The organism is Nostoc sp. CmiVER01 (assembly GCF_034531135.2).
Classification (GTDB): domain Bacteria; phylum Cyanobacteriota; class Cyanobacteriia; order Cyanobacteriales; family Nostocaceae; genus Nostoc.
On the sequence record NZ_JAVRBU020000019.1, the window covers coordinates 48613 to 65658 of the forward strand.

Below are 17046 nucleotides of genomic sequence, written 5' to 3' on the forward strand. Positions count from 1 at the left end.
AATGAGGAGAGAAGAACCTAGTAATTCTTGACTTTTGACTCCTAAACTAAGGTCGGTTGATGCGATTGAGTAGCCAAAGTGATGCTAACAGTCCAGCAAAGTGGGCTTGTAAAGTCTGGATATTTGCTAAAACCACAAACATATCTAAACCACTGATAATCGCTTGATTCGCTTGGGCAGAAAATATCAATTGACCTTGAGACAAAGCCCTAAGCGTAAAACTACCTACAATTGCTTGCGCCCCTAATAGAGTTAATAATATTCCCCCCAAATTCACCCACAATCCTAAGCGTAACACTTGTACAGTCTCACTTTTCCGGGGGCGGTTGCTGGGATTAGAGGATTGGAGTTGATTGCCAATTCTGGTGTAACGGTAAGCTAAATAAATGCCTCCACCCAATGCCAAAAGTCCACAAACTTCTAATAAGACACCAAAACCTGTTCCCGCATTATTAGTGCTACCAATATTCCGACCAAAAAGGCTGTTAGCCAGCAAAATCACGCCAGAAACTACACCTAAAGCTAACTGAATCCAGAAGCTACTCCAACCGAAGAGACGAAATATTTGGGCAATTGCCCGCAGAGTTGAGGAAGATGATGGGGCATCAGGGATTTGTGACATAGTAATACCAATTTGCTGGGTGCTTGATCAAGGGGCACGGAAGAGGACACAAAGACACGGAGAGTTCTTTTTCCACGCCTTTCGCCCTTCTTTCTGACTTTTCACGGCATCTAGAAAACCTCACTTCTATTTCTTTCTCCTTTTAGAAGAGAGACTTTGAATCTTCCCGCTTTAGGAAGCAGGAAGGGGACTAGGGGGTTAAATTTTTCGTGGGCTTTTATCATATAACTTGAATTGTCAGGTCTTCTTTCCCCCGCCTTGAGGTCTTCTTTGATAAATTTACTATCACACCTGCCATAAGAGACAAAAGATTCTCTTGTTGAGAAAATCAGTAACGGTTACTGCTTAAGTGTTTCTACTGCCGTAGCAGCTTTAACCCAGACATATCCCCTAGCGTAAACTTTTAGAATTCGCATTGGGAAAATCACTGTAAAACAAAGTGTTTATGAACTTTTACAGACAAAATAGCATTTTACCTGTAAAATTTCTTCGATGGCATTTTATTGCTTCAGCAGTTCTAACTAGCTCGGCATTACTTAACACCAAGACAGTGACTTTGCCACTGTCTGTTCGCTCCTCACCACCCGTATCGAGCTTGAGTAGGGATACACTATTTTGTGCCCCTAAACACGCAAACTCGTCCCACACCTGTGAAGTTGTGGGTAATTATTTCGTATTTACACAATGGATATCTAGCCTAAGTAGCTTTATATATATTACTCACTTAGCAGTAGCACTATATACTGGCTACAAGGATTGTAGACCCTACCCTAAGGCATTTTTTTAGCCATTCACTAACCATGAAACTTGAGGATATATATCAATTCTTTGAGAATCCTCCGCCAACTTACCTTTGTCAGGAAGTAGCAGTTTGTTACATACTGTCTGTTTTGTTACAAGGTGAATCTTACGGAACCGAGTTGATTGAGCGATTAGAAACTGAATATCCAACCTATAGACTTTCGGATACCGTACTTTATAGTGCAATCAAATTTCTGGAAGATGAAAGGGCAATCACTGGATATTGGAAGAAACTCGAAGGACGAGGACGCCCCAGGCGAATGTACCAAGTTTCTCCAGAATGGCAAGTTCAAGCGCAGGATTTAGCTTTTCAATGGCTTGACTACGTAAACAGGAGGACAAAGTAACGAATAATTGATAATGAATAAGTCTCCTCCAGTCAAACAATAACAATTAGTTATGGATACTGCTATTTTGCCATCTACGTTCCTGCTAACCTTGTTGTTATCAGTTGGGCTGTTTTTCTTTATTCGTGCCTCGACTAAAGACCGCATAGAAACAGCACAACTGGTATCTGAGCAAGACGAAGCTGCTTTAATGTCTCAATTAAAAGAGTATTTTCGTTCGCGGTCTTACCGAGTAGCTGAGGTAAACAGAGAACAAAACCAAGTGACTTTTGAAGGTTTTGTTCGCCCCAGTTGGTTCTTAGCTATATTTTTAACTCTGCTAGCAGCGACTGGTATTGTTTGTCTATCACTAGTCGTGTACCTGCTTTTTCCTAACCTCAGTACCTTTGTTCTACCTATGGTACTGCTGTCGCCTTTGAGTGGTCTATTTTATTGGAAAAAATCTGGAAGACTTGAGAAGGTGTTGCTCAAAATAGAAACAACTCAGAGCAAACAAACCTCCTCAAGTAAAATCACTGTAGTCGCCCATCGAGATGAACTGGGCGAGTTACAGAGGATTTTACAGCTCAAGGCTGCTGAATAACTGTTGGTTTTTATGACCATCTCTTAACTATGATATGCAGACTTCTGATCTGACCTACTCTTTAGGCATTAGAAAGTAGGAAGGAGCAAATTAAAACTTCTGCTTTGTCAACCCCCACTACTTTTGTCGTGGGGAAAAATTTAAGTTCATAAACTTAAATTTGTTGACAGAGCAAGGTTTAACAATTTATGGCATAAAACGTAACTTCACTAGCGCTTTTGGAGGCGCTTGGCTCTATACCTACTCCCTTCTGCATCTTCAAAATAGTATCAATCCATGCAATCTAGCGTGGTTTGACACAAGTTGAAATTCCAACTACCTGGACTAGCCTTAAAAAGCAAATCAACTCCAAACTAAAAAAAAATTAAATTTTGCATAAACTTAGCAATTTTGCCAGTTAATGATAGTCAGGAGCCACATTCAATGCCTAAGATGATTATTTATGGTTCACCGACTAGCTAAAGCAAGAGGTTCTTGACCTGGCGAAGGTTCTAACACCCTCAAGCTAGGAAACAAGAAATGGTTTTCCTCTACGTATTGAGCACCAAACAGTCCCTTTTCTGCCCAGAAATAGCGGTCTGTGGTGTGTTCATTTCGCTTTACGAGTAACAAGGCGGGTGGCAAAATACCTTCAGCTTGAATGAATCTTCTCGCTGCTGTCACAGGTTTTTCTTCGCCACTTTCGATGCTATATTGAGGCACATGTTCCAAAATCCGCCGTCCTTCCTGACGACGACGACTTTTCCTTTTGCGTCTCCTTGCCAATCTACTGTCCTCCTCTTTCAAGCTATAGATTGTAGTGATAGCTACAAAATCAGTCGTAATTATATAGGTTCTAGTTCAAAATATCAATAGTTTTTAACCTTTTAATTTAAGAAAATTAATATCTTTGGACATAGGTAAAATAAAACTACCTAAGGATATAATCCTTTGGTACAAACTTTCATGTAGAAGATTTTAGTTAAGCTTTATTAAATGGGTGAGGTAAAACTAAGTATCCTTTCTTAATCATGCCTCAAAATTTGTAATATTGAGCAAAAGCTAAAAAATGTTAATGTCTGCCAGTTCCGATTTTCTGGCTCTATGTCGAGAGCAAATAGCGCTACTAACCCAAGGGCTGGGAGCAACTTTAAGTATTGTGTACCTGACACAAGAATTGGTAGAAACTCCTTCGGGTGATGCCAAACTGATTCCTGTAGTAATTTACCCGGAAACAGCATTATTGCCTCCAGGGGAAGAGGCTACTGAAGCGACAGTACACAAGCAACTTCAAGTTGGAAATGTGTTGATATTACCTAATCAACAGAGAAGGTTATTGACAGCAGGATCAGAGTCTTCAACCTCGTCACCGGAGTCTGAGATACCAAATGCGTCTCAACCCCATCTAAAAGAGGAATATCTATTTAGTGGTAACCAAATAGTTTTACCTCTGGTTTATGAGGGTGTAATGATGGGGTTACTAGTGACAGGTAGGAAAGATCGGGCATGGAATGAACACGAAGAAAGTCAGATTCAACGCATAGCCCAAACACTGGCGATCGCTTGTATTTTAGATCAACGGCGAGCATGGTTTGAGCAGCAATTACATGAGCAGCAAGTTCTCCAAGAAAAACAGCGAGATTTGCTAGATAATCTGTTGCATCAGTTTCGTAACCCATTAACAGCATTGCGGACTTTTGGTAAACTGCTATTGAAAAGGTTGCGACCAGCAGATACCAACCGAAATGTGGCAAATAGTATTGTGCGAGAAAGCGATCGCCTCCAAGAATTGCTGCAACAATTTGATCAAGTAATTAACTTAACAGAGGCAGATTTAGCACCACTACATCTCCCCGAAGAAGTATTTGTAGAAGCAACTATCCAAAAAGATGCTAAACCACCGTTATTATTGCCGGGAACGGGAGACAAAGCAGTTGACTGCTCGTTAGCAGATATATTAGAACCATTATTAATATCAGCCAAAGCGATCGCCCAAGAGCGAAAGCTAAAACTAATAACTGAAATTCAACAGAATTCACCCCTAGTACGTGCCAACGTCAAAGCATTACGAGAGGTATTAACTAACATTATTGATAATGCTTTGAAATACACTCCCACTGGTGGCAAAATTTTAATTCAGGCCGGGCAAGAAAAGGCTAATTTTCAAGGGATTGTCATTAGTGACAATGGGCCTGGAATTCCCCCCCAGGATTTAGAACATCTTGGAGAACGGCATTATCGAGGTGTACAAGCGCAAACAGAAATCCCTGGTACTGGTTTGGGGTTAGCGATCGCAAAACAATTAATAGAGCAAATGCAGGGCGAAATCGAGATTTTCAGCCCTGCAATCAACTCTAAAATAACTTCACCTAATGCGCCGGGAACCACGTTTATTATTTGGTTACCAGAAGTTTAGGATTTGTCCTTTGTAAAGATTAATGACTATCTTAGTGAAACCAACAAGTTTTGATTGATGGTCATTTGTAAATCGGTATCTGGGTCAATAGCGATTAAGTCAACACTACTTTTACCGAAGAACAGACCAACCAACGCACCAATACCAGCACCACCTAAGACTTCTTCTGTGGCGATCGCGCGATCGCCTGTGACAGCAGATACCGCAGTTGCTGCACCTGCGCCCAATACAGTATCTTTGAGAATTGAACCAATACTAGTACCCTTCTTGACGGTTTCAGTTTTGGTAATCACATCTGAAGTAGCATTAACCTGATACTCCTGACCATTGGTCAAAACTAGTTTCTCGGCAACGAATTGAGAACCACCTGTAGCAGGTTTGAGTTGACCAATAACTTGACTACCAGCCGGAATCACTACAGATCCGTCTTGCGTAACTACGTTCTGGGATACTGTCAATGTCAAAGGTGCTGTTTCATCCTTTGTAACCAGAATTTTTTCTGCTTTATCATACTTCACAGGGATAGCAGTCCCTTGAGGAATTGTCACAGCTACAGGCGTTGGGGTAGTAGACCCGACAGCCACGACATAAGGCGAGTTAATTGCTGAGGCTTGATTAGAACTAACCAATGCTTGGTAGATAAAAGCTGCTACCTGGGCGCGAGTGGCGGTTGCAGTTGGATTCAGGAATTTCACATTAGGATAGTTCACCACAATTTGCTTCTCTGTTGCTGCTGCGATCGGGCTACGGGCATAGCTAGCGATGTTAGAAGCATCGTTGAAGTATTGCAGAGTACTTTCGGTATTAGCGTTAGGACTATATTCCAGACCATTGGCGAGGGAAACTAAAACCTGCTGGCGGGGAATAGCTTGGTTAGGCTCAAAACGATTTCCAGGATAACCAGATAAGAAACCAATGGTATAGGCTTGTTGAATGGCGCTGGATGCCCAATAGTTGCTGGGCACATCAGCAAAATTGATTGCTTGCCGTTGCGCTGGTTTTTGGAAAGCTTTGTTGACCATAGCAGCAAATTGAGCGCGTGTTACCGCTTCTTCAGGGCGGAAACTACCATCAGGAAATCCGGCAATTACACCTCGCTGTGACAATTGTTGAATAAATTGTGCTGCCCAATAGTTAGATGAAACATCAGAAAAAGTAGTTTGAGCAAAAGATGGTGAAGCTGTAATAAAAGGCGCTACAGTAACGACTGTGACGCTTAAAGCCATGAGTGCAGCTGTTCCAGATTGCAACCTATTTAAAGTAAACATTAATTTTTAATCCCAGTACAATTAGTTTTTTTACTGTTAACTAATTAGACATTTACTGAAGTATTAGGTTCCCAATTATTTCTGTTTTTGTCAAAACCATTACTTCCGACATACAATATAATTAGATAGTCAAATTCAGAGAATATCTGCCAACAGAGCTAGCAATAGGTAATAGTGTAATCAGCCTATTACTGATTAACACTATTAAATAAGTATTTGAGAAAATATGAACATTGAATGAGACGGTACCGAGATAGAATAGTTGCTGAAAAACAGATTTTTTGGGGTTAAAAATGAAGGCGATCGCCCACTATAGTTAAAGTAGCGATCGCCTATCAGAGATGATTAAAGTTAGGACTTGAATTGAGTTACGACATCAAGCAGTTAATTCCTGGGGTTTGACACTACATAGGGGGAGTTAATTGCTGGGGCCTGATTAGAACTAACCAGTGCTTGGTAGATAAAAGCTGCTACTTGGGCGCGAGTAGCAGTTGCGGTTGGATTCAGGGACTTCACATTCGGATAGTTCACCACAATTCCTTTCTCTGTTGCTGCTGCGATCGGGCTACGGGCGTAGCTAGCAATCCTAGAGGCATCGTTGAAATACCTGAGAGTGCTTTGGGTATTGCCACCAGAAGTATATCCCAGACCGTTGGCGAGGGACACCAAAACCTGCTGGCGGGGAATAGCCTGGTTAGGCCCAAAGCGATTACCAGGATACCCTGCTAAGAAACCAATGCTATAGGCTTGTTGAATGGCACTTGATGCCCAGTAGTTGCTAGGCACATCATAAAATTTGATTGCCTGTCGTTGCTGTGATTTTTTGAAAGCTTTATCGACCATAGCGGCAAATTGAGCGCGTGTCACCGCTTCTTCAGGGCGGAAAGTACCATCAGGAAATCCAGCAATTACACCTCGTTGTGACAATTGTTGAATAAATTGTACCGCCCAATAATTAGATGAAACATCAGAAAAAGCAGTAGTTTGAGCCGAAGGTGCAGTAGGAGTTTGAGCCACAGATGTCGAGGAGCATCCCACTTGGATGGGTTCGCTTTGCAAAGTATAAGTCATTGGTTCACAAACTAAACTTGCCGACTTAGACTCTACATTATTCCGCGTTGGCGGATTTTGTTTATTTACCTTTGATTTCCAATTGTTAAATATTTTTTCAATCGTAGGATGCTTACTTAAAAACTCTGAGTCTGCAACAACATCGTGAGACCCCTTAACACTTATCTTAGAACTATTGAGGTAGATATTGTAGTCATAAGTAACATTTTGAGCTTGATAATTACTATTAATAACCTTGCCAGGAAAAGCATAAAGAATGTTTCTTAAAATTCTGACATCAGATGACCTGATAGCAAATATTTGCCCATCTTCAATTTCTGGACTTTGATTATTTGCAATAGCAGTGTTATTTACAATATCCACATGATCGCTTAAAAATGAATGAATACCAGAACCACCATTATTAAACGAAAGATTATTTTTAACTAAAGTACGTCCTGTATATGGACTCATTTGTAAATTCTGATCGCCATTTCTTGAACTATCAATAATGATGCCATTTCCGTCTGTGATTTTCCCGACTGCAATCCAAGGGATGTACATGCGATTGTTGTAGCTCTTGTTGTTGGTAACCACCATCTTGTATCCCCGGTTATTGTCAGAATTCCAATTGTTCAACAATGAAATACCACTATTACCATAAATGCTATACCAGGCATTATTGAACACTACGTTATTATCTATTGTCACATAGTCAGATTGAATCGCTGAAATACCCGCTCCCCCACAGTCATGCGCTTTGTTGTTCAGAATACGGATGTGATGACTACGACTATTTTTTCGTCCGTCAACGCTGATGCAGTTTCCATTAGTCAGTGGGTTTACTTTGTTAGTCTTCTGACTTATCGCATAATCAAGGGTGATATTGGCATTGTTCCCTATCACCTCCAGCCCATTGATCTCAATATATGAAGCTCCATTTGAAATCAAGATACCATTCCATGTATTGTGCTGAATTTTTGGGGAATGTCCAGGATATGCTTTATACTTAATCCACGCATTTGCTTTTCCAGAACGTTTAATATTTACTACACTTACAGCTTTGGCTATATTTTTGTATACGCCGTTCATAATCAATACTGTATCGCCAGGGTTGGTAAGGTCTGCTGCCTTTTGAATTGTCCTAAAAGCGTCTGAAGTAGAGAGTCCGTTATTTTTGTCGTTTCCACTACCACTAACATAGTATGTTTTCGGTTGTGAATTCGCGCTAATTAGCTGGTCACTAGATAGGCTCATTTCGTTGTTAGTGGATACTTGATTGATATTTTGAACTAAAAATTCTTTTATCCTTTCTCCCTGAGTTAAAAGACCTAATACTACAGGAATTGCAAGACATGCACCTATACCAAAACCTCGAATTTCCACAAGCAAAAGCTCCTTTTTGCCACTATTTAACAAAAATATCAGGATATTACGTAATTTTGAATACTCTTTTGGATAGAGAATAAAATAGTGTTAATTTTTTTAGTTCCCCACATAGTGCAATTAGATAAGGATTCTAATAAATATTAATAGTGAGTAAAACAATATAAAGGTAAACTAGTTATTATTAAATATAAGTTTTTACTATTAAAAATTAAAGCGATCGCACAGTATATTTAAAGTTGCGATCGCCTATTAGGGGTGATTAAAGTCACGACTTAAATTAAGTTAAATCTAGTAGCGGGATTGTGGTACTAAATTCAAATTAGAATTCAGTGTAAGCTTCAAATCCTGTGCGGGTCTAAGAACAAAGGCATTTCCTTGTTTTTTCCTCAACAGCACACTTGCTCCCGCACCCGCAGCCCCACCGAGAACAGGTTTTAAATCGTCAATTTTGCGGTTACCAGTTACTAGTGAACCTAAAAGACCAGCACCAGCACCGATAGCTGCATCAGTTAAAACTTGACCTGTGCTAGGCCCCTGTGAAACTTTTTGAGTTGTGGTATATGTCCGAGAACTTGCATTAATTGGCTGACGCTGACCATTAGAAAATTCTAATTCTTCAGCTACAAACCGCACGCCTTTGGCTTGATTATCATCTGTAGTTCTTGAATAATAACTATCTAGGTCAACAGCTTCTAATCGTCCATTTACTTTAGTACCGGCGGGAATCAAGACATTTCTATTTCTGTCAATAATGTCATTGGCTATTCTCAAGGTTAGAGATTTACTTTCTCCAGGAGCAATAGTGATTGTCTCTTTCTCGTAGGTAACAGGGAAAGTAACCCCAGAAGGAATGGTAACGTTTCCATATTGTCCAATTCTGTCTTGCCCAATTCTGTATTGTGCATTAGCAGGAGCTAAAGTTAACAGTGGGGCAGTCACGGTTGCAGTAACTGCTATTGCCATAAGTGCAGCAGTTCCAGATTTCCATTGATGTAGGCTAGTCATAAGTGGGTAAACCTTTGTGTATGTGATGTATTTAATGACGTTGATTCACTTAGTTTGTTTCTAAAATTTATGAAACCTGTTTATAGGCGCATTCTGAATATGAAGGTGCTTACATAACCGAGAGTTTGTGTTGCAACTAGTTCTATCGGAGATATCGCTCCTTAGAATTTGTATCTTATTAATGTGCGTTACTAAATAGATGGTGAGATACTCTCAACATGACGCAAAATTAATCTAATTGTTGCCAAAGTTGTTTTATTGTTTATGTCCTTTTCTTCTCCTTTTTCTATGGTAGCTGCTGCGCGTAGCTTGCTTCCACGTTCGCAAAGCGAGTGGTACAAAGACGCACTTACCGCTTAGAGCGAGTCTGCATCCCTTACGCGTCTTATAGAGAGCGTCTTTGGCTTTTCTCCTGAATTATTCTATGGGAATATAATTTTGATGCGATCGCAGCAATTCTTGTGCTGGGTTAAAATTTATTAATTATGGAATATGAGTATGTAGCGGTTCTCAATTGCATAAAATACAAGAGCGCTAAAGCTCTGACTTATTTCTTCTCCAGCAATTTTTTATTAGATATCAGGTACATGCCTAGCAGGAATAGACCCGCTACTGTTGCAGGTTCAGGTATGGTTTTTATTTTGGCATAAATAGCTGTTTTAGTTGTGCCTCCTTCAAAAGCCTTAATACTTGTCTGCTCAACGTCTGGATTAAAACCAATTAGTTCAAGCGTGTATTTATTGCCTTCAAAGTCAAAACTCGGATTACTCAAGTTTTCGTCTATAAATACAAGGTCTGCATTCTCTTCTTCAGAATTTGTTACGCTATTAAATGTATTTACTAGATGCAATTTCAAGTCAAAAACTTGGCTGATTCCAACGGGAGATATGAAGGATACATTGAGATTTAAAGGCACCTCTTCAACGCTTGTACCCTTAACTACAGTTCCATTAAAGTAAGTTAAATCAGCTATTTTGAATACAGAGTTAATGTCAGTTGAAAACGAATTTCCACTAAAGGTAAGTTTATTTGAGCCAGTTATTGTACACCCACTAGGATTTGGACTTGGTAGACACACATTAGCATCACCCCAAGTAAATATGTTGTTTCCCACACCTGTGTATATGGGATTGGGATTGATATCGATGCTTCCTGGAGTAGGTTCTCCCCATGTACCAGTAGAGATACCAGAAAAAGTTAGAGCATCTGCTCGGTTAGAGAAACCAAGTGTTACAGTCGCACCCACAAAAAAACTAGATATAGCAGTCGCAAAAACCAAACTTATTTTCATAACTTAAGTATCCAAATATAATTTTGGAGCTTTTTTAAACTATGTTTCGAGTCTAAATTAGTAAATTTCTTTAAAATGCACCAGTATTTTATTAGATTTATATATTATTAAATATTATCTAAAAAATTATTTTATTAATTTAACCTTATGTATATCAAAAAAATGTTTTAATAATTATAAATTCGTAAAACAGTAATTGCGTAAGCGTAGCTCATTGTAGACATCGTTACCTTACTTGCTTCTGTGATCAATTGTCAAGTCAATATAAAGTTACTTTTTTTTACACTCTCTGCACTATTGAGACGAATGTGATTTATTAGTTGAATTCAAGGATAAATAAGAGAAAATTTTAGTATTTTTTACTACCGAAATAGCCCTAAAGACACTTGCTATTTTTTCTCCCTCTGTCTTCCTTGCCTTTCTTTCAAGGATTTTCGGTATATGCTTTATAGCTTTGACAAAATTTCTGGTAACAACTGACTAGGAACTTTAGATAAAGCTAAGTTTTGTCCTTGTATACCTAATTCATTATGAAAAGCACGAATAGTTTTCACTATATAATTAAAAGTTGTTTGATAAGCCTCTGGCTGTTTGCTTAATCCGTTTAAGGCTTGTAAATGGTTGTCTAATGCTACTTCTAGATGTTGAGAACGTGTTGCTTTGTCATCATTAAACGACTTATCTATTACTAGCTGATAATGTGCTAGTCCCAAGTTATTATAAGAGGCAAGCAAATCAAAACTTAAAGGAATACTGCTAAGTGAGTGAGCCAAAGCTATAGCTTCTTCGTAAGCGCTGATACATAGTTGCAGATACTTTTGCCGTACCTCTTTAGTTGTTTGAGATAGGTTTGCTAGATGCCAGTAGGCAGTACCGAGATTATTTTGTGTAGCAGCACAGGCGCTGGGAACATTAGCTGGAGTACGATACTTGAGAGCTTCGGTGTAGACATCTATAGCTAGCTGGAGATTTTGGGCAGGTTGTTCGTATTGTGCTAGATTCCAACAGGCGGTGCCGATGTTGTTTTGAATCATGCCATACTTGAGCGGTTCCTGTTCGGGGTTGTAGTGTATAAGTGCTTCGTTGTAAGCTGCGATCGCCTTCTTTAAATGCACAATCGGTTGGTTATATTGCCCTAAATGCCAGTAAGCAGTACCCAAATTATTCTGGCAAGCCGCATACTTTAATGAATCCATCTCAGCTGTACGGTAGCTCAGTGCTTCATTGTAAGCTAAAACTGCTTGCTGCCAATTTTCAGATGGGTGAGAAAAACGAGCTAAATCACCATAAGCCGTTCCCAAATTATTTTGCACACGAGCGTAAGTTTCTGAATGTGTCTGGGGCGAAATCATCTTTAACGCCAACTGATAAAATTCTATTGCCTGTTCTATATAAGTTTGTCCTTCCTCAGAATTGGGCGGTGTACGGTATAGCATCCAGTAGAGTGTACCCAAATCATTTAAGATATCTGGGAGTTGTGGTGAGGTTTCGTCATAGCTAATTGCCTCCTGATAAGCAATAATTGCCACCATCAGATTTTCTAAGGTTGACTCTCCTTGCTCAATGCGAAGGCGGTATAAAGTGCCCAAGCGATGATAAGCTTCTGCCAGTACTTCCCCTGGAACTTGTTTTTGGTGTAATTCTTCAATTTCCAACAAAATCTGCTGCGGTTGCCAGTAATCCTCTGTATGCTGGGCAATATTTGTATTTATTGTTGCTATTACTAGCTCTGTTAACTCGCTACTAATATGAGATAAAGACGACAGAGATTGATTATTACTTGCGCTACCAGACCTATTAGTAGATTCTTGCTGTTGTGGCGCAGCCTTTAATAAATCTGCTGTAGATGGCGATTCCTGGGTTTTATCTACGCTATTCCCTTGTGTTTCTGCCGGAAAATCAGAATTATTCTTCAACTTTAACTCAGTACCTGCGGTTCTGAGTTCGGTTTGGGTAACTGATTCATCTACAATCGACTGCTCAATATAGCCTAAATCCAAGCTTCTGGGATTAGAAAAACGTTCTGGATAACCTGAATTCTGAGTCGCTGGTGTAGGTTCTCCGGCAAACACAAATACGCCAGTCCGACAACGCCAAAACTGTGGTGCTGATTGCTTGATAGCAGATAACCAAGGACGCGGTATCCATAACAACAAGTTAGATTCAAGGAATCGGCTGGATTCTTGTAAAGAGAAATATTGTTCGCTTAAGCGGAGATGGTGCAAAAATAACCGTTGTGTAGCGACTGGTTGCTTAGTGAGATGCTCCACGCCGACAATTTGAAATGCTGGTACTGGAAAAGGTCTTCCAGGGGAATCCTTTGATGCCCCAACAGTTGGCGGTGGATAGTTTGCCAACCATTGATTTATTTGAAGTATGGGATTGGGGTCATTTAAATTCAAACGCAGCGTGACTAATCGCGGATAAGCTAGAGTGCTATTTTCTTGGGCATTTGATGGCTGAGATAGCACTTGTCCAATAGGATAAGCCAATGTAGAATGCAGACGAGTCGCTACTTGATTTCTCAGGTGTAAATCATCACATACTGCTAAAAAAAGTTGCCGTCGTAAGCCAAGACTTAGGGCAAGCTTCAATCGTTGGTATACTTGCCGATTCCAAGTGGAATTATCATTTTGTGCAGTATCATTCACGCTCATGACGGCTAAAGAGCCAAAACACAGTACATATCGCCTTTCTCGGCATATCCAAGTCGGCTAATCTCATAATAGAAATGATTTTTAAGCTAACGCTGTGCTGTTTAGGATAAATTGAGTTTTTCAGGTATAGTTTAAATTAAGTTAGTATATAATGATACTCTAATTTCTAATTCAATTTTAACAAAAAATAAAAAAGCAGGCTCCTTTTAAAATCGGAACCTGAAAAAATATCAATAAAATGAAGTTTTATTAAAATATTTTACGATCAGCTGCTCTTAGAAACAAAGAAGGCAACTAGAATCAAGCCGCCAACCAAAACTGTAGCGACTATTCCTAGTAAAAGATAAGTTCGCTTTTGCCCTTCTGTGGGGGGTTCTGCTTGATAAATCTTTGGTTCCTTGGCGAAATTATTTAGAAGGCCGCCTTCTTCGTTTGTATAGGGCATGAATTAATTCCTTTATCTTTATCGTTCATTTAATGTTACATAAATGGGAAATCCGCCCTTAAACTGCTAGACAAATCGTTACATTAGAAGATGTAGAGGGGCATGGGGCAGGGAGCAGGGGGAGATAGGCAATTAAATTCTTCCTCATCCTCCTCATCCCCGGCTTACTGGTTAAACAAAGAAGCTATTCATCAATATCAGTCAAGATTAGGAGTAGAGGGGAAAAACTTTCTGCAACTTCTCCTCTCTGCCTAACTCCCCATTCCCTAACTAGTAATCGTCCCAGTCAAAGGTGAACTAGGACTGGCGTAATCTTTGATAGGCATTCTGCCAGCAAGGTATGCCAAACGACCGGCAACTGTTGCTAAATTCATGGCACGAGCCATTGCTGCCGGGTTTGGAGAAAGTGCGATCGCACTATTAATCAACAAAGCATCTGCTCCCAATTCCATTGCTTGGGCAGCTTCTGAGGGTGAACCAATTCCGGCATCTACCACCACTGGCACACCTGCATTTTCGATGATGATTTGGATGTTGGCGGTTGTTTTTAGCCCTTGTCCAGAACCAATTGGCGATGCTAAAGGCATGACTGTAGCACAGCCTACTTCTTCTAGACGTTTGGCTAACATGGGGTCAGCATTAATATAGGGCAATACTGCAAAACCTTCTTTAACTAATTGTTCTGCGGCTTGCAACGTCCCAATTGGATCTGGGAGTAAATACTTAAGGTCAGGTATTACTTCTAACTTTATAAAGTTATTATCTTCCTGCCCTAACAGTTTCGCCATTTCTCGCCCTAAACGCGCTACCCGAATCGCCTCTTCAGCAGTTTGGCAACCTGCGGTATTAGGTAACATCCAGATTTTTGTCCAATCTAAGGCTTCAGCTAAACCTTCATGTCCGGGAGCCTTGGTTTGTACCCGTCGTACTGCTACGGTGACAATCTGGCAATCACTGGCGACGATACTTTGCTGCATTTCTTCAATGCTGCGATACTTCCCAGTTCCAGTCATCAAACGGGATTGGAAAGTTTTGCCAGCAATAATTAGTGGGGAGTGGGGAGTGGCGAGTAGGGAGTGGGGGGATATGGCAGGGCGATTCCCGTTGGAGAAATTGGCAGAGTGAGTCAGCATTGGGGTGGAGGTAGATGGCTGGGACTGGAAGCGTGAATAGTGGAAATCAGCAAGTAGAGGGTCAGACTTTTGTTCCAAGATGAGATCGGCAATTAAGGTGGCTGTTATGGGTGCAAGTAGAATCCCGTTACGGTAATGACCTGTAGCAAGGGTTAAATTTTGACAATGGCTAGTGCCAAGGATGGGCAACTCATCGGGGGTGGCTGGGCGAAATCCCCACCAGAATTCTTGGATGGGATAATGCTTGAGTTGGGGATACAGACGGATGGTAGCTTGTAGTAATGTTTGAATGCCTTCTGGAGTGTTGTTGGGAATGAAGCCAACGTCTTCGCTGGTTGCGCCAATAACGAGGCGATCGCGTCTTGGTACGATGTAAATATCCTGTCCAAACAAAACCCGCTTCAAGGGCAATTCCGACGTAATTTCTGGTATCCGCACACTCAGCATTTGCCCTTTTCTGGGACGCACGGGAACTGGTAATAACTCATTTGACCAAGCACCTGAAGCTAAAACATAGTGCGTGGCGCGAATTATTCCCGCATTGGTTTGCACGCCAACCACTTGCCCTTGCTGCTGTAAAAATGCTTCTACTGTAATCCCGTCTTTGAGTTCAACACCAACAGACTCAGCTGCCGTCCACAATACCTGAGCGAGAGCTTTATTATCAACTTGCGCGTCTTCAGGATACCACCAGCCACCAACTACCTCGGCTCCCAATCCTGGCTGATATTGATGAATTGTCTCTCTGTTTAACCAGTAAGCCGGGGATGAAAAGGATGAGGGAGATGAGGAGGAAAAACTTTCTCCTCTGCTCCTCTGCTCCTCTGCTCCCCTGCTCCTCTGCTCCTCTGCTCCCCCTGCTCCCCCTGCCCCCTGCCCCCCTGCCTCTTCAAAGACGGGTGCAAGGATACCACAGGAACGGTAGCCAGTATTTAAGCCAGTTAGTTCTTCTAGTTTGCGCGTCCAGTCGGGATATAATGCACGCGATCGCCAACACAAGGAATGCATTGCCCCATTAGGGAGGTTTTCCGCATCTGGTGCTAACATCCCAGCAGCAGCATGGGTAGCGGCAGCCTGAAAGTCACGACAAAGCACGGTGACACTTGCCCCGCGCAGTTTTAGCTCAATGGCGATCGCTAAACCAATAACGCCGCCACCAATAATTACAGTCTCACTAGTCATTAGTCAATTAGTCACTAGTCATTAGTCATTAGTCATTAGTACATAACTAATAACTCATAACTCATAACTTATAACTTATAACTCGTAACTATAGACGGATCTGTTACCACAAGGCGCGAATTGGTTCGTTGCCTTGATTTGTCTCGTTAGATGGCGTATTTGTTTGTGAAGAATCTGTATTGTTGTCTGTTGTAGTGTCAGCAGGTGATGTTGAATCATCAGAAGGATTCTGAGCAACGTTACTCCTGTTCTCAGGTCTTGGAGCTACAATACTGCGCCTGTTTGCGTTTGTTTCGGTTGTTTCGTTTCCTTCAGTTGCAGTTTCTTGATTATTGCTGCCAGCACTGCTATTAACATTGATATTAGCTGGCAGGACTTGTGATTTTTTGTCACTGGGAGCGTTAGCGGTTTGTACTCCCATAGGAAAGTTGATGCCCAGTAATGTACCAAGCAGAATGGCCAAACCTCCAGCCATTAAAATTAATGGTGTCCATCTACCCATCTTGTCTTACTCCTTTTTAACCTTTTGGTGTCCACACTATTCGAGAATTTTGTCCCCAAAATCCATCAAACTTTGTCACTTTCACATCGCCTAAAACCAGAGTTTGACAGGCTAAACGCAAGTCTGTTGTAGGAGAATGGGGAGGAAGCGAACGCCGTGCTCGATCACGCCAATTCGCTGCTGATACTTCGCCCTCTACCTTAACCGCGCAAGTTCCGCAACTGCCAATGCCCCGACAGTTTATTAACTTAGCACCGTCATTGTAGAGTTCTATTCCATTTTGCAGCAAAATTGTTCGGAGATTGCTTTTGCTTACGCACTCAATTGTTTTACCTTGAGCTAGTACCTTAGGCATTTTTAAATTGCCAAACTGGCG

At 41.0% G+C, this 17046-nt stretch carries 14 protein-coding genes and 1 pseudogene; 3 read left to right on the forward strand and 12 right to left on the reverse strand.

Features of this window, described 5'->3' with window-relative positions; genetic code table 11:
* Positions 1–46: 46 nt before the first annotated feature.
* On the reverse strand, positions 47–622 hold the full coding sequence (locus RMZ43_RS28780) for a DUF3611 family protein (protein WP_322648547.1): 576 nt from the start codon (positions 620–622) through the stop codon (positions 47–49).
* 453 nt (positions 623–1075) lie between these two features.
* Entirely contained in the window at positions 1076–1270 is a 195-nt protein-coding gene (locus RMZ43_RS28785) for a hypothetical protein (RefSeq protein ID WP_322653707.1), read from the reverse strand.
* 152 nt (positions 1271–1422) lie between these two features.
* Here RMZ43_RS28785 and RMZ43_RS28790 point away from each other — a divergent pair, with 152 nt between their 5' ends.
* Positions 1423–1770: a PadR family transcriptional regulator gene (locus RMZ43_RS28790; RefSeq protein ID WP_322648549.1), complete on the forward strand. Its 348-nt coding sequence runs from the start codon at positions 1423–1425 to the stop codon at positions 1768–1770.
* A 52-nt stretch (positions 1771–1822) separates the two neighbouring features.
* Positions 1823–2353, forward strand: coding sequence for a cofactor assembly of complex C subunit B (locus RMZ43_RS28795; protein WP_322648550.1), 531 nt, complete (start codon positions 1823–1825; stop codon positions 2351–2353).
* 447 nt (positions 2354–2800) lie between these two features.
* Here the strand turns inward: RMZ43_RS28795 and RMZ43_RS28800 are convergent, their stop codons facing one another.
* Positions 2801–3118 carry a DUF3155 domain-containing protein gene (locus tag RMZ43_RS28800; protein ID WP_041566316.1) on the reverse strand — a complete coding sequence of 106 codons (318 nt, stop codon included), beginning with the start codon at positions 3116–3118 and terminating at the stop codon, positions 2801–2803.
* Between the two features lie 283 nt (positions 3119–3401).
* On the opposite strand from RMZ43_RS28800, the gene RMZ43_RS28805 reads away from it, so the two are divergent.
* Positions 3402–4748, forward strand: coding sequence for a GAF domain-containing sensor histidine kinase (locus tag RMZ43_RS28805; RefSeq protein WP_322653706.1), 1347 nt, complete (start codon positions 3402–3404; stop codon positions 4746–4748).
* 26 nt (positions 4749–4774) lie between these two features.
* On the opposite strand, the gene RMZ43_RS28810 is transcribed toward RMZ43_RS28805, so the two are convergent.
* The 9 genes and pseudogenes from RMZ43_RS28810 to RMZ43_RS28850 form a co-directional block, all read right to left on the reverse strand.
* Positions 4775–6016, reverse strand: coding sequence for an S-layer homology domain-containing protein (locus tag RMZ43_RS28810; RefSeq protein WP_322653705.1), 1242 nt, complete (start codon positions 6014–6016; stop codon positions 4775–4777).
* Between the two features lie 399 nt (positions 6017–6415).
* Positions 6416–7087 (reverse strand): annotated as a pseudogene (locus tag RMZ43_RS28815) (S-layer homology domain-containing protein); the annotation flags it as partial.
* A 1656-nt stretch (positions 7088–8743) separates the two neighbouring features.
* On the reverse strand, positions 8744–9460 hold the full coding sequence (locus RMZ43_RS28820; RefSeq protein WP_322653704.1) for a conjugal transfer protein TrbI: 717 nt from the start codon (positions 9458–9460) through the stop codon (positions 8744–8746).
* Between the two features lie 547 nt (positions 9461–10007).
* Complete coding sequence (locus RMZ43_RS28825; RefSeq protein ID WP_322648554.1) at positions 10008–10751, reverse strand: choice-of-anchor K domain-containing protein; 744 nt, start codon at positions 10749–10751, stop codon at positions 10008–10010.
* Between the two features lie 446 nt (positions 10752–11197).
* Positions 11198–13408: a tetratricopeptide repeat protein gene (locus RMZ43_RS28830; RefSeq protein WP_322653703.1), complete on the reverse strand. Its 2211-nt coding sequence runs from the start codon at positions 13406–13408 to the stop codon at positions 11198–11200.
* A gap of 265 nt (positions 13409–13673) precedes the next feature.
* Positions 13674–13853 carry a photosystem II assembly protein Psb34 gene (gene psb34 / locus RMZ43_RS28835; RefSeq protein WP_109011140.1) on the reverse strand — a complete coding sequence of 60 codons (180 nt, stop codon included), beginning with the start codon at positions 13851–13853 and terminating at the stop codon, positions 13674–13676.
* Between the two features lie 266 nt (positions 13854–14119).
* Positions 14120–16168, reverse strand: a complete 2049-nt coding sequence (thiO, locus tag RMZ43_RS28840) for a glycine oxidase ThiO (RefSeq protein WP_322653702.1) — start codon at positions 16166–16168, stop codon at positions 14120–14122.
* 103 nt (positions 16169–16271) lie between these two features.
* Positions 16272–16670, reverse strand: coding sequence for a hypothetical protein (locus RMZ43_RS28845; protein WP_322648557.1), 399 nt, complete (start codon positions 16668–16670; stop codon positions 16272–16274).
* A gap of 16 nt (positions 16671–16686) precedes the next feature.
* Positions 16687–17025, reverse strand: a complete 339-nt coding sequence (locus tag RMZ43_RS28850) for a 2Fe-2S iron-sulfur cluster-binding protein (RefSeq protein ID WP_322648558.1) — start codon at positions 17023–17025, stop codon at positions 16687–16689.
* Positions 17026–17046 lie beyond the last annotated feature (21 nt).

Coding starts and splice junctions, on each gene's coding strand:
- RMZ43_RS28780 (WP_322648547.1), bottom strand. CDS start 622: ATGTCACAAATCCCTGATGCCCCATCATCTTCCTCAACTCTGCGGGCA.
- RMZ43_RS28790 (WP_322648549.1), top strand. CDS start 1,423: ATGAAACTTGAGGATATATATCAATTCTTTGAGAATCCTCCGCCAACT.
- RMZ43_RS28795 (WP_322648550.1), top strand. CDS start 1,823: ATGGATACTGCTATTTTGCCATCTACGTTCCTGCTAACCTTGTTGTTA.
- RMZ43_RS28805 (WP_322653706.1), top strand. CDS start 3,402: ATGTTAATGTCTGCCAGTTCCGATTTTCTGGCTCTATGTCGAGAGCAA.
- RMZ43_RS28810 (WP_322653705.1), bottom strand. CDS start 6,016: ATGTTTACTTTAAATAGGTTGCAATCTGGAACAGCTGCACTCATGGCT.
- RMZ43_RS28820 (WP_322653704.1), bottom strand. CDS start 9,460: ATGACTAGCCTACATCAATGGAAATCTGGAACTGCTGCACTTATGGCA.
- RMZ43_RS28825 (WP_322648554.1), bottom strand. CDS start 10,751: ATGAAAATAAGTTTGGTTTTTGCGACTGCTATATCTAGTTTTTTTGTG.
- RMZ43_RS28830 (WP_322653703.1), bottom strand. CDS start 13,408: ATGAGCGTGAATGATACTGCACAAAATGATAATTCCACTTGGAATCGG.
- psb34 (WP_109011140.1), bottom strand. CDS start 13,853: ATGCCCTATACAAACGAAGAAGGCGGCCTTCTAAATAATTTCGCCAAG.
- thiO (WP_322653702.1), bottom strand. CDS start 16,168: ATGACTAGTGAGACTGTAATTATTGGTGGCGGCGTTATTGGTTTAGCG.
- RMZ43_RS28845 (WP_322648557.1), bottom strand. CDS start 16,670: ATGGGTAGATGGACACCATTAATTTTAATGGCTGGAGGTTTGGCCATT.
- RMZ43_RS28850 (WP_322648558.1), bottom strand. CDS start 17,025: ATGCCTAAGGTACTAGCTCAAGGTAAAACAATTGAGTGCGTAAGCAAA.